We start from the raw sequence: 14,005 nt of genomic DNA on the forward strand, positions 1-14,005 counted from the left end.
GAAGGATCAGTGCTTGGGCTTGTGGACGCCGGCCAAAGCCGCGGTGGCCGCCGCCTGGAACGTCGCGGCATTCGAGATCACGACTTGCAGGGTCGCGAAGCTCGTCTGCGTGCCGGTGATCTGGCTGGCCACGCCGATGCCGCTCAAGCTCGTCCCCGTCACGGAGCTGCTATAGCCGGAGCCCGAGGCCCAGCCCCAGCCGACCGTGATCGAACCGCCGGACGCGGGATAAAGCACGAGCGTGCCGCCCAGCGCCGAGAAGGCGTCGTTGGCGCCGTTGACGAAATTGGTCGGCGGGCCGCCGGGCGTGATGGGCTGTCCAGGCACGGGGGCGGGGTCCCATGTGCCGCCGGTCAAGGTGCTATAAGCAACGTTGACGGTGGCGCCGCTGGCATCCTGTATGGCGAGCGTAATCGACCGGGCAAAGGCCATGTTCGACCTCCTCATGTTCAGTTTTTCGGGTTGAGACGCGTTACGCTTTACGCAGAAACTTATGCGCACGAACGTCGTGACTTGCAAATTAAACTACAGATGGCGCTTCCGGGCAACCAAAGAGTCTAGGTTATATATTTTTGTTCATTCTTATTCTTATTACCATGAATTACATTCAATTTTATTGCAGGTATTTCAAAGTTATATTGACAGAAATGGTAAAATCTAGGTTGGCGTATTATGGATGTGTCCTCACGAATGCTCGGTAGCTTTGTCTTGTCGGCGGAGTCCCGGTTAGAGCATCCTCACAAGAAGGTCTCTGAGTTCGTGCTGTTGCGCGGTGCTTAAGCGGTTCAGGTATGGTTCAAATGCACGCGCCAGAAGCTTCGTGCCCTGGCGGACAACCGTCCGCCCCAAAGGGGTCAGCTTCAGCCGGTGCCGTCTCAGATCGCCCGCGTCGATCTCGCGCGCCAGATATCCGGAAGCTTCCAGACGCTTCACGTATAAGGTGATGGTGGCCTTGGGCATGTTCAGAGCCTCCGCGAGCTCGGCCGGATAGGGATGAGCGTCGATCTCGGCCAGAACGAACAGTTCCTTGGCCTCGATGCCAAGGCTTTCTATGCCAGGCGATGCCGCGGCAATCGCCGACATCAGAAGGCGGTAATTCAGGCCCCAAGTCTCGGCGGCATCGATTTTTGCCATTGCCCCCTTGTTGCTCCCCCAGCGCCATCCTAAATTAGTGCAGAACTGAACTATCTCAGATATGTACCAAAACGAGGGTTAGCACATGGCGCTTGAACATTACATCACCCTTGGCCGTTCCGGACTTCGCGTCAGCCCGTTCTGTCTTGGCACCATGACCTTCGGCGAGGATCTCGGATGGGGATCGTCGGTCGAGGACTCCAAACGGATCGTCGACCGCTATATCGAGCTCGGCGGCAATTTCATCGACACCGCGAATTTCTACACCAAGAGCCATTCGGAGAAGATCCTCGGCGATCACATCGGGAAGGACAAGGCGCGCCGCGACCGGCTGGTGATCGCGACCAAGTTCAGCGGCAATCTCTATCCCGGCGATCCGAACGGTGGCGGTTCAAGCCGCAAGGCCATCGTCAACGCGGCCGAGAATTCCCTCAGGCGCCTGCAGACGGATTATATCGACCTCTATTGGCTGCACATATGGGACCAGAACACGCCGATCGACGAGACCATGGCCGCGCTCGACGATCTCGTGCGCGCCGGCAAGGTCCGCTATATCGGCGTCTCCGACACGCCGGCCTGGAAGATCTCCCAGGCCAATACCATCGCGCAGTTTCGCGGCTGGTCGGCGTTCGTGGCGCTGCAGATCGAGTATTCGCTCCTCGAACGCAGCGTCGAGCAGGAACTCGTGCCGCTCGCTCTGGAGTTCGGCCTCGGCATCACGCCCTGGTCGCCTCTCAAGAGCGGCGCCTTGAGCGGCAAATACACCCGCGCCAACGCGGGAACGGTGAAGGGCGATCGCGGCGCGTTCCTTGAGGCATCCCTCAACGAGAAGACTTATGCGGTGATCGACCAGCTCGAGATCATTGCCAAGGCCCACGACACGTCGGTGGCCGCGGTCTCGCTTGCCTGGCTTTCGGCCAAGCGGGGCGTGACATCGCCGATCATCGGTGCGCGGCGCCTCGATCAGCTGGAGGACAATATCAAAGCGCTCGACGTCAAACTGACAACCGGCGAAATCGCAAAGCTCGATACGCTGACCCAGCCCAAATTCGGCTTCCCGCAAAGCATGCTGCCGATGGCGCCGGCGATCCTCAATGGCGGCACAAGCGTGAACGGCGTTTCGGCGCCTATATCGGGCTTCGTTATGCTGAAGGGCGACAAGCCATACTGACAATCAGGGCGGAAACCTAGGACGACGCGACTTCGATCTCACCTCCGCCATCCGAATTTCCGCATTTGTGCACGAGCATCGCATATGCCGGCATCCGATGACGGGCGTCATCCATCGTGCCACGTCGTCTTCACTGGGGGATTTGCCAACCGGAGGCGTCTAGCAGCGGGTGTGCGCGAAGACATCGGGAGCGGGCGACATGAGGAACCACAGGTGGATCGCAATTGCCGCAGGGCTCGCCTCCCTGATTCTCTCCGTCATGCAGAGCCAGGCGGCGGTCCTGAAGCCGCAGGACGCGCTGGACCGAGCCTGGGCCTATAAGCCGCTGTTTCTCACCGAAAATCTCATTCCGTCCTGGATTCCGCACAGCCATCATTTCTTCTACAGCAAGATCGCCGACGGCAAAGGCACGCTTATCGACTTCGATGCGGATACCGGGCGCGAGATTGTTCGTGGCGCGGGACAGGGCGCTACCGTCTCGCCGGATGGCGGCAGCGTGCTTTTCCTTGCGCCCGACGCTGCCGGGAAGGGGACGGTGCTGTGGATGATGCACGCCGACGGAACGGGACGTCGTCCGGTCGATACGACGGGCGGCGTGGAGGCCGAAGGTTCGCAATATGCGGCCTGGGCGTCCTATCGCTGGTCGCCCGACGGCAAGCACTTCGTGCTGTCCCAGTTCGCATTGAACCAGTACGCGAATGTGAAGCCTTCCGGCGAAGCGTCGACGGTCCACGCCTATCCGGCGGACGACCTGCAGGACGCGCGGCTCGTCTCGAAGGTCACCATCTTCTCCGCCGACGGAACGCTGCTGCGGCAATGGACCGTCCAGCAGGCGGTGACGAATGTCGGCTGGCTGGGCAATGACGCGCTCCTCTACAGCCACACCGACGGACGGTCGGTCTTCACGGCCCATGCCGCGGTCTATTCCTTCGACATCCAGAGCGGCACGGAAACCAAGCTGTTCGACGGCTATGGCCGGCAGTCGACCTACCGGCCGGTGGGAAGTCCGGACGGCCGGCACATCGCATTCATCGCCGATCCGGGCGAGCCCGTCTTCACGCCGTCGCGGCGCGAGCTTGCCATGTTCGATGTCGCGACGCATGCGGTCAAAATCCTGACGGAGAATGCCGCCGTCAACGGCCTGCGCTGGTCGGTCGACGGCCGGACCTTCTACTTCGCCGACGGCATGTCGACCGAGCGGCAGTTGAAGGCGCTTCTGCCCGACGGGCGGATCGTCGTCCTCGACAGCGAACTCGGACAGACGCAGGGCATTTCGGAATCGGACGACGGCAAATGGGCCGCCTGGCTCGTGCACAAGCCGTTCGAAGCCTTCGTCATCCACGTCGCGCCGCTGGCGCTTCCCGCTCCGCTTAACGCGAGCCGCAGCATCGAGATGCAGCAGGCATCGTTCGGCCCGGAGTTCGGCACCACGACCCGCATGACGTGGAAAAGCCCCGACGGCACCCTGATCGACGGGCTTCTGACCGTTCCGCCGGGGTTCAGTGCCCACCGGAAATATCCGCTCATCGTGCAGGTTCATGGCGGGCCGCTGGGCGGCATCGAGATGACCGATTACGGCTGGCCAGGCGACGGCTATTTCGATGCGTTGCTGGCTTCGCGCGGCTATGTGGTGTTGCGACCTGACTACCGTTCGAGCGGTCAACTGGGCTGGGACGCCTATGCGCGGGCCAAGGCATCCGGACAGATTCTGGCGGCCAACCGCGCCGATATCGAAAGCGGCGTGCAGACGCTGATCGACGACGGCTCGGTCGATCCCAAGCGCATGATCCTGATCGGCCTGAGCTATGGCGGCCTGATGACCGACTATATCGCGACCCATTCCAAGATGTTCGCCGCCGCCATCTGCTATGAGGGCTTCGACTACCTGATCGACTGGGCCGGCCGGCCGGAATGGCCCGACCACAACGTCTCGATGGAATGGGAGATGGGCGGAACGCCGTTCGACCGCTTTTCGACCTACGAGGCCAATTCGGTCTTTCCGATGCTGCAGACCGCCACGACGCCCATGATGCTGATCAATGGCGAGCACGGGATAAACACCGGGTCCTCGCCGCTGATCTACAACAGCCTGAGGATGCGGGGTATCGAGGCGCAGTTCCTCTACTATGACGGCGAGGGCCACGGCATCCAGCAACACCCGAACCAGGTCGATCTGCTCGCCCGCGTCCTGGCCTGGATCGAGAAATACGCGCCCATCAAGCGGTAGAACGCGCGCCTCGGCCACATTGGACGCTTGAGCAGGGGATTTCCCCCAGCCGTCCGCGCGACCGATTTTCGAATGTGCGTCCTTGCCGCCACAGCGGGCAATTCGTCGCTTGCAATCGCACACCCGATCACATTTGCTGGAGGCATGTACCGCGTATCCGACGAGCGTGCGCGTTGGCTTGCACGCAATGTCCTGCCGATAGAGCCGGCTTTGCGCGCCTGGCTTCGTCGCCGCCGTCTTTCGGAGTCGGAGATCGACGATCTGGTGCAGGAGACCTACGCCAAGCTCATCACATTGGAATCTGTTGAAAATATCCGCGATCCCAAGAATTATTCGTTCCAGGTGGCGCATTCGATCTTCGCAAGCCGGATCCGCCGGGCCCGGATCGTGCCGATCCATGCCGGCATCAATCTCGGCGAACTGACGATTCCGGCCACCGACGGGACGCCCGAGGACATCGTCCAGGCCCGGCAGGAGCTCCTCGAGTTGGCGGACGCGCTGACGAGTCTGCCCTCGCGCTGCCGGACGGCCTTCCTGCTGCGCAGGGTCGACGGAATGTCTCAGCGGGAGGTCGCGCAGCACCTCGGGATCAGTGAGAAAACCGTCGAAAATTACATGGCCCAGGCGGTCCGGTTCCTGATGGATCGTTATGGCCGTGGGGGAAAATCGTCCCTCCGAGCGTCCAAGGACAAAAGGGAAGAAGCTGCAAAGCGAAATGCCGTTAAGAACCAAGAGCCAGGAGATTGACGACCGGGCGGCCGAATGGGTTGCCAGGATCGACACCGGCCCGCTCGGGCCCGCCGAGGAGCTGGGGCTGAACGCCTGGCTTGAGGCGGATGTGCGCCATCTCGGCGCCTTCGCCCGGGCCCGGGCCGTGATGCTGCACAGCGCCCGCGCACGCGCGCTCGGACCGAACTTCGATGCGGATGCTTTCGCCGCTGCCCGCGCGCTGGAGGGGCCCGCGTCCGTCTCGCGGCGGCGTGCGCTTCGGTTCGGCGGCATCGCCGCGGGCACGGCGGCGCTCACCGCCGGCGGCGGGGCGGCCTTATTCCTGATCGGCCGGTCGGATTTTTCCACGCGGATCGGTGAAACCCGGGTCGTGCCCCTCGATGACGGCTCGATCGTCACGCTGAACACGGATTCGGAGATTTCCGTTCATTTCAGCAAGGACACGCGCCTCGTCCGTCTCGTCCACGGCGAAGCCCTGTTCGATGTGGCCAAGAACAGGAAGCGTCCCTTTGTCGTCGACGCGGACGGCACCTGGGTGCGGGCCGTGGGCACGAGCTTCACGGTCGAACTGCTGCCGGGACGGCCCGTGCAGGTGCTGGTGCGCGAAGGCATCGTCGAGGTGAAACGCCCCGAACAAGCCGCGATCCTTCCCGTGACTCTCGCCGCGAACACCCGGGCGATAACGCCCAAGGATGCGCCGATCGTTGCCCAGAAAGTGGCCAGCGCCGAGGTGACGCGCGCCCTGTCCTGGCGGGTCGGCCGGCTCGCCTTCGAAGGCGAATCCCTGGCCCAGGCTGCTTCGATCTTCGCGCGCTACAGCGAGACGAAGATCGTCATCGACGATCCCGCCATTGGCGCGAAAACCATCACCGGACTGTACGTCTCCAACGATCCCGTCGGCTTCTCGCGCGCCGTCGCGCTCTCGCTCGATCTGCATTGCGAGATTCACGGCGACGAAGTGCATATCAAGCCGTGAAGTTTCTGCGTCGCTCCTGTAGGGGATTTGCGACGCACCGCACGTCTAGCCGGTAGAGATTTGCGCGAGGGGCGCGGGTCCGGCTGAGGGGCAGCGAATGACGGGGCGTAAGCGTAGACTTCTGGCATCAAGTGCCATTCTTGTTGTTCTTGGTTATGGCGGACCGGCGTGGGCGCAAGTGCGGACGTTCGACGTTCCCGCCGAAGACGCGGTCAAGGCGATTCCCGAATTCGCGCGGCAGGCCGGCATCCAGATCGTCGCGCCCGCCGATCAGCTCAAGGGCGTCCACACGCCGGCCATCGCCGGTTCCATGGATGTGCATGCCGCGCTCGACAAGCTCCTGGCGGGCACGGGCATCGGGATCGCATCGGACGACGGGCAGACCATCATCCTGCGAGGTGGCTCAAAAAACGCCGAAGCCGCCCCTTCTGAAGGGGCGGCCACCATCGAGACCGTGACGGTTACCGGCACCCATGTCGCCGGTGTCGATCCGATCTCGCCGCTGATCTCGATCGATCGCACCGCCATCGACAATTCGGGCTATTCCAACACGGCCGAATTGATGCGGACATTGCCGCAGAACTTCGGCGGCGGCATCCAGCCGACCACGCTCGGCACGCGCGGCGAGTCGACCAACAACATCTCGAGCGCGTCCACATTGAACCTGCGTGGCCTGGGCGCAGAATCGACGCTCACGCTCATCGACGGACACCGGATGGCGTCCGACGGCTTCGTCGGCGGCGTCGTCGACGTCTCCGCCATTCCGCTGGCCGCCGTCGAGCGCGTCGAAGTCGTGACCGACGGCGCCTCGGCGATCTACGGCGCCGACGCGGTCGCGGGCGTGGCCAATTTCATCCTGCGCAAGGACTATGACGGTTTGCAGTCCAGCGTGCAGATCGGCGCGCCCACGCAAGGCGGCGGCGGATCGCAGATCACGGCATCGCAGCTCGCCGGCATGAACTGGGGCTCGGGCGGCGCGATGGTGAACTACGAATATTCCCGGCAGAACATCCTGATCGGCCGCGATCGCCCGTTCGACGCGGCGACGGCGCAGCCCTTCACGCTCGTTCCGGAAGAGGACCGCAGCTCGGTCTTCGGCGCCGCGCATCAGGATATTGCCGCTGGCGTCACGCTCTCCTTCGAGGGTCTCTACACATTCCGCACCGCCAACGACATCGAGACGATTCCCGGTTATTTTTCGTACTACAACAAGTACCGGTCGCAGATTTACGCTTTCAACCTCGGCGCCGATTGGCAGATCGACGACAATTGGCACGCCAACGTCACCGGCACCGTCTCGCATGACCACGTCAATACCGTGGCGTATATGAATGTCGGCGGGCCGGTGATCTCCGACACCAACTTCGACAACGGCATGTACGCGGTCGAAGCGCTCGTGAACGGCACGATCGCCGAGCTGCCGACGGGCGATGTCCCGGTTGCGTTCGGCGGCGGTTACCGGACGGAGGATTACAAGGACCATAGTTCGCCGGCCGATGGCTATAACCGCGACGTCTACTACGCCTTCGCCGAGGCACGCGTGCCGCTGGTGGCGGAGTCCGAAGACCGCACCGGCCTGCACAAGCTGGAGCTGTCGGTCGCCGGGCGCTACGAGCACTACAGCGATTTCGGGGACGCGACGAATCCGAAGCTCGGTCTGCTCTACATGCCGGTCCACGGTCTGGCGCTGCGAACCACCTGGGGCACGTCGTTCCGCGTGCCGGGCCTCCAGATCGAGGACGGGCAGCGCCAGCTCGTCGTCTATCCGAGCTATTTCTTCCCAGGCGCGCCGGCCGGCGCGCAGGTGCTGTTGACGGGCGGCTCCAACCGCAACCTGGTGCCGGAAAAGTCGGAGACCTGGACCGCCGGCGCCGACATCAATCCGGATTTCCTGCCCGACCTGAGAGTCGGCGTGACCGCCTTCGGGATCGGCTATCGCGACCGGATCATCCAGCCCGTGGCCAATCTGACGTCGGCCTTCGCCGATCCGGTGTATGCGCCCTTCCTGCTGCTCCATCCGACGCCGGCGCAGCAGACGGCGTTGATCGCCGCCTCGGACAGGTTCAACGACTTCAGCGCGGCGAACGGCCCTTACGATCCGTCACGCGTCTATGGCGTGATCTTCAACCAGTACCAGAATGTGAGTTCGCAGAACGCGTCGGGCGTCGACCTGACCGCGAACTACCATGTCGCGGCCGGCGACGGCGGATTCGACTTCTTCGGCAACGGCTCATGGCTTCGCTTCGCCCAGCACGTCACCAAGACCTCGCCCACGCAGCTTCTGAGCGGCACGATCTTCCACCCGGCCGAATTCAAGGCCCGCGCCGGCGTGACTTGGTCGGACACGTCCTGGTCGGCCACGGCCATCGTGAACCATATCAGCGCCGAGACCGATCCCAGTTCGGGGACTGCCGTGCACGTGGCGCCCTGGACCACGCTCGATGTCCAGGTCGCCTACAACACGAGCGGCTGGACGGGCTTCATGCAGGGCCTTCGTCTCGGCCTTTCGGTGCACAACCTGTTCGACACCGATCCGCCGGCGCTCGCGAACACCGGCTTTCAGGCGCCGTACTACTCGGCCGGTTACGACTCGAACAACGCCTCGCCGTTCGGACGTTTCGTCACCCTGTCGATAACCAAGGACTGGTGAGCGCTTCCTGAGGTATCATCGCGGAGGCGGGCGATGTTGTCCGCCTCCGTGCCGCGAGTCCTCATGCCGTCCGCCGCCACGCCTGCGCTCGAAGAGGATATTCGCCGCCTGCGCGATCTGCAGCGGGCCGGCCGTCATGCGGAGGCGCTGCGGGACGCAAACGCGCTCCTGCAGACCGCGCCGGCCAACCGCGATCTGCGGCTGATTGTTGCTATTGCGCTTCGCAACCTCGGCCGCGTCGCGGAAGCACTTTCGGCGCTGGAGACACTGGAGGTCCGCGAATCGCATTTCGGGCGCCTCCATCAGGAGCGCGGCCTATGCCATCTTGCGCGGCGGGAGGCTCCCCATGCCATCGCGGCCTTTCGGCGGGCGGTGGGCATCAACGCGGCGCTTCCCGCGTGCTGGGAGATGCTCGAAAAGCTTTGCCGTGAGGCCGGCGACATGCAGCAGGCAGCGACGGCTGCGCGCCGCCTTACCGGGCTTCGGCGCCTGCCGGCCGAAGTGGTCGCGGCGACCTCGCTCTTTTCCGACGGCGACCTGGCGCCGGCGGAAACGGTCATTCGGGGTTATCTGACGCGTCAGGGCGATCATCCCGAAGCGCTCCGGCTGCTGGCGCGGATCGCTCTCGCCCATGACGTTCTCGACGACGCCGAGCGCCTGCTCGAAAAGGTTCTCGCGCTTTCGCCCGGCCATCGGGAGGCGCGCTACGACCTCGCCGACGTGCTCGTGCGGCGCCACAAATACCTGCCGGCGCGGGCCCAGGCGACGCAGTTGTTGACGGCCGAGCCGGACAATCCGGACTATCGGATCCTGGCCGCGACCATCGCCACGGCGCTCGGCGAGAACGACATCGCGATCGCGGACTATCGCGACCTGATCGCCGATGGGCATGCCACGCCGGAGGTCCATCTGTGGCTCGGCCATGCGCTCAAGACCGTCGGCCAAAGAGAGCAGGCGATCGAGGCCTATCGCGCAGCGGCCGATGCTCGGCCCGATTTCGGCGACGCCTATTGGAGCCTGGCCAATCTCAAGACCTATCGCTTCGGCAAGGACGAGATCGCGCGCATGCGCCGCCAGGAGGCCGCGCCGGCAACGCCGACGGTTGACCGCGTGCATCTGTGCTTCGCGCTCGGCAAGGCCTTCGAGGACGGCGGCGAGATCGCGAATTCCTGGGAATATTACGCGCGCGGCAACACGCTGATGGGCGCGCACAACCCCTACCGGCCGGAGACGATCGAGGCCGCCGCGGCGGCGCAGACGAATATCTGCACCGCCGACTTCTTTGCGCGGCGGGCGGGATGGGGCAGCGCACGCCGCGATCCCATCTTCATCGTGGGGCTGCCGCGGTCGGGTTCGACTCTGCTGGAGCAGATTCTCGCCTCGCATTCGCAGGTCGACGGCACGCAGGAACTGCCCGATATCCCGCGGATCGTCCGCGACCTGCAGGGCCGAGGCTCCGCCGCCGCCGAGACGCGCTATCCGGCCGTGCTGAGAGATATGACGCAATCGGAGGCCGCGGCGCTGGGCGAGAGATATCTGGCGGATGCCGCTGTCCATCGCACGGGCAGGGCGTTCTTCGTCGATAAAATGCCGAACAATTTCCGCCACATCGGCCTGATCCATCTCATCTTGCCGAACGCCCGCATCATCGACGCTCGACGCGAGCCGCTCGCGTGCTGCTTCAGCAATCTGAAGCAGCTCTTCGGCGACGGCCAGGAATTCGCTTACGGCCAGGAGGATGTGGCGCACTATTACCGCTCCTATCTGACGCTCATGCAGCATTGGGACGATGCGTTGCCGGGCCGCGTTTTACGTGTTCATCACGAGGATGTCGTCGCGGATCTGGAAGGCAGTGTCCGGCGGCTTCTCGACCATTGCGGTCTCGATTTCGAACCGGGCTGCGTTTCGTTCCACACGACCCGGCGCAGCATCAGCACACCGAGTTCGGAGCAAGTGCGTCAGCCCATTTTTGCCGACGGACTGGAGAGCTGGAAGAAATACGAAGCCTGGCTCGCTCCGCTTAAGGCGGCGTTGGGCGATGCCGTCACGCAATATCGCGATTAGCGTCATCGACTTGTGCATGTAGGCCGATCGGCTTGGGCTGACGCGCGGCGGCCACTTCCAGCGTCTGAGTCGGGAACCGTCGCCATTTGGGAGCCGAAGTTTGAAGGCGCAGCCCAAATGATAGCCCGCGCGTGTGGACGCGAGCGATTAGCGTCTTCGCACAAAACGCGGCGTATTCCCTCAAATCCGTGGTGGCGGCTGGTTTGGGCCGGGCGGGGAGCAATTGCAAAGATCGAAATTCGATGAGTACTATACCCGCAATCCGGGTAAATTCTCGCAGTATTTTTGAGAGACGCGTGTTCGGCGTTGAACGGCGAAATTGCATATTGAGTAGTATATATCGGCACATATCCAAGGGGGCGAATTTGGATGTCAGCATAGTCTACGTGAATCCGGCGGATGGCGGCGACGATCTTTCATTCTACAGTCGGTTGCAGCAGCGCGCATCCCAGGTCGAGGGGCAGGGCAGCGGGACACGGTTTTTCCTCTATAGTTTTCCAGGCTGGCCCGCGGATCCAAAAGCATCGGCCGAGTCTTCGGCTCTGGTTTCGGCGACGCATCCGGCTTTCAACGCGGACCTGCTGATCGCGGTCCTGAATTTCCAATTTGACAGCCCGGCCATTGTGGACGGCCGGTTCCATCGCTCCGTCGTGACGTATTTTCTGGAACGGGCTCTCGAAATTCCCACGATGGGAGTCGCCGCATTTCAAAGAGATCGGATCCCGGAGTCACTTCGCCTCGACGACGTCTTGACCCGGCCGGCAGACGAGATCGCGCGACGATCGAACAGTCTCCTGCGGCTAAAGGAGCAATTCGACGCCGCGCATCGGAGCTTTCAGGAGATGTCCGGCCGAAACCCGCGCCTCCGTGTCGGCGCGTATGGCGACATCGACGACCTCGTCGGCAAGCTTGACGATATCATCGCGAATTCGGCAAGCGAGGCGGCGCCGAAACCCGTCGGCACGCAGAGGCGGCCGGCGGCGGTGCAAGACGCCGTGCCCGATCCGCTTGAGCATCTGGATGCGTTCAAGAGCGACATGCACAAGCTTTTTACGTTTCTTGTCTCGCAACGGGGCGACAGGTTGTTTTGCGACGAGGTCCGGGTCGCGCCGGAATGGGCAAGCGAGTCCTTTTCCGCACAGGTCATCGCGCCGCTCGCGGAGCGCGGATATTTGTCCGTCTCGCGGCAGACGGCGGAGGACGGCTCGGTATCGGAAAGCGTGTCGCTCAGCCATCCGGCATTGTTCGAATGCTGGGAACGGCTCAGGCAGTGGACGAAGCAGTTTCGCTTTGGTCTCGTCCTGCAATCGGAAATCGCCGATGACGCCGCGCGATGGTTTCGCGGCGGCCGGCGCGATTGGGATATTCGGGTTTCCGAGGGTCTCCTGGCGGAGCTCGAAGGCCTCGATCCGGAAACGAGCGCGGTCGTCATGGCCCTTGAAAGCAATCGCGCTTACATCGGCGCGGCCGAACATCTTCGCCAGAAACGAAATCTCATTTTGAGTCTGAAGGGCGCGCATCTTTCATCCGCCCTGAAGGCCATCAAGAAGGGTGCGACGATCGGCGAACACGATCGTGGTGATGACCCGCACCAGCTGCGCCCGGCATTTTATGCCGCAGCGACCAGCAACGACGAGCCCGAGCCCGGACCGCCGCAGACGGGAGACGCCACGACCGATGCCGCGGCGCGCCGGTCGGTCTACGATGACGCAGAGAATATGCGCGATAGCTTGTCGAGAGGGTTCACGCCCCTGAGGCTGGCGGCGTTTTCCGGGCATATGAACATCATCAACGACCTGGTCGAACGGAGCGCGGACATAAAGGCGACCGGTCCGAACGACTCCGGTCCCTTGCACGATGCGGCTTATGCCGGTCACAAACGCGTCGTCGAGCAGCTCGTGGAAGTCTATGGCTTCGATCCCCAAGTGAAGGACAGCGCCGGCACGCCGCCGGTGCTCTGGGCGATCCAGCAGCGCCATCGCGACATCGTCGACTATTTGCTGTCGAAGGGCGCGACGCTCGAGTTTCAGACGAACCAGGGATGGAATCCGCTGACGGAAGCCGTGCGCTCGGGCGACGTCGAATTTGTCACCACGCTGCTCGATCGCAAGATTTTCGACGTCAACCATGCGACCTCGGCAGGCGGCATCACGCCCTTGATGGTGTGCGCGATGGGCGAATGGTCGGACGGAACGGAAACGGAGATGGCAAAACTCCTGATCGATCGCGGTGCCGACATTGCGAGGAGCGATGATGTCAATGCGCGGACGCCGATCCATTTCGCTGCGCATATGGGTTCGCCGCAACTTCTGGCGGTCCTGCTCGAAGACGGGCGCGGTCTGATCGACCGGCCGGATCGTCACGGCGCGGCGCCGCTGCATCTGGCTGCGACGCGCAGTTCCATGAGCGCGGCCAGGTTGCTGCTGGAATCCGGCGCGTCACCGAACGTCGTCGACGACAACGGCACAACGCCGTTGATCATGGCCGCGTCGAGCGGACGTCGCGAGTTGACGGAGTTGCTTCTTGCTCGCGGCGCGGACCCCTCTCTTCGCCGCGGCACGGCCTGGACGGCCCTTCTTTGGGCTGTGAATGACGGCGATATCGCCCTGGTCCGGTTGCTGGCCGATGGCTCGCCACGGGACGCGTTGAATGCCACGACCGATACCGGCCAAACAGCCCTGATGCTTGCCGTGCGTATGGGGAATCTGGAAATCATCCGGCACCTGATCCTGCGCGGCGCCGACCCGGGCATCGCCGATGACGACGGAATGACATCGCTGCATCTGGCATGGAACGGCCCGGTCACGGAGGTGCTGATCGCTCACCAAGCCGATGTCCGTGCCGTCGACAAGGGCGGCGATACACCGCTGCATATGGCGGCTTTGCGAGGCGACGTGGCAAGCACCAGGCTTCTGCTCAAAGCGGGAGCGCGGCCGGACGCGCTCAATAACAATCTGCAGACGCCGCTCGATCTGGCCGTTCGGAACGAGCAAAGAGAGACAGCCAAGCTTCTGGTCGAGGCGGGCGCGAAATGGCCGTGATCCGGCCGTGGCA

Annotated in this window: 9 protein-coding genes; 7 read left to right on the forward strand and 2 right to left on the reverse strand. The window is 63.4% G+C overall.

Translation table 11 applies throughout. The features are described 5' to 3' along the window. Positions 1 to 6: 6 nt before the first annotated feature. Both WDN01_02160 and WDN01_02165 read right to left on the reverse strand, forming a co-directional pair. Complete coding sequence (locus tag WDN01_02160; GenBank protein MEJ0024806.1) at positions 7 to 432, reverse strand: hypothetical protein; 426 nt, start codon at positions 430 to 432, stop codon at positions 7 to 9. A gap of 294 nt (positions 433 to 726) precedes the next feature. Beyond that, positions 727 to 1,134 carry a MarR family transcriptional regulator gene (locus WDN01_02165; GenBank protein MEJ0024807.1) on the reverse strand — a complete coding sequence of 136 codons (408 nt, stop codon included), beginning with the start codon at positions 1,132 to 1,134 and terminating at the stop codon, positions 727 to 729. Positions 1,135 to 1,219: 85 nt separating this feature from the next. Between WDN01_02165 and WDN01_02170 the strand changes: the two genes are divergently transcribed. From WDN01_02170 to WDN01_02200, 7 genes are all read left to right on the forward strand, one after another. Next, entirely contained in the window at positions 1,220 to 2,305 is a 1,086-nt protein-coding gene (locus WDN01_02170) for an aldo/keto reductase (GenBank protein MEJ0024808.1), read from the forward strand. 199 nt (positions 2,306 to 2,504) lie between these two features. Further along, on the forward strand, positions 2,505 to 4,532 hold the full coding sequence (locus tag WDN01_02175; protein MEJ0024809.1) for a prolyl oligopeptidase family serine peptidase: 2,028 nt from the start codon (positions 2,505 to 2,507) through the stop codon (positions 4,530 to 4,532). Between the two features lie 72 nt (positions 4,533 to 4,604). Continuing rightward, positions 4,605 to 5,279 (forward strand): sigma-70 family RNA polymerase sigma factor, encoded by a 675-nt coding sequence (locus WDN01_02180; GenBank protein ID MEJ0024810.1) that lies wholly within the window; start codon positions 4,605 to 4,607, stop codon positions 5,277 to 5,279. Continuing rightward, positions 5,182 to 6,237, forward strand: coding sequence for a FecR domain-containing protein (locus tag WDN01_02185; GenBank protein ID MEJ0024811.1), 1,056 nt, complete (start codon positions 5,182 to 5,184; stop codon positions 6,235 to 6,237). Before WDN01_02180 ends, WDN01_02185 begins: the two co-directional genes overlap by 98 nt. A gap of 178 nt (positions 6,238 to 6,415) precedes the next feature. Next, a complete protein-coding gene (locus tag WDN01_02190; protein MEJ0024812.1) occupies positions 6,416 to 8,887 on the forward strand; it encodes a TonB-dependent receptor in 2,472 nt (823 codons plus the stop codon). Positions 8,888 to 8,920: 33 nt separating this feature from the next. After that, a complete protein-coding gene (locus WDN01_02195) occupies positions 8,921 to 10,951 on the forward strand; it encodes a sulfotransferase (GenBank protein ID MEJ0024813.1) in 2,031 nt (676 codons plus the stop codon). A 365-nt stretch (positions 10,952 to 11,316) separates the two neighbouring features. Next, positions 11,317 to 13,992 (forward strand): ankyrin repeat domain-containing protein, encoded by a 2,676-nt coding sequence (locus tag WDN01_02200; protein ID MEJ0024814.1) that lies wholly within the window; start codon positions 11,317 to 11,319, stop codon positions 13,990 to 13,992. Positions 13,993 to 14,005 lie beyond the last annotated feature (13 nt).

Source organism: Rhizomicrobium sp. (assembly GCA_037200985.1).
Lineage (GTDB): Bacteria > Pseudomonadota > Alphaproteobacteria > Micropepsales > Micropepsaceae > Rhizomicrobium.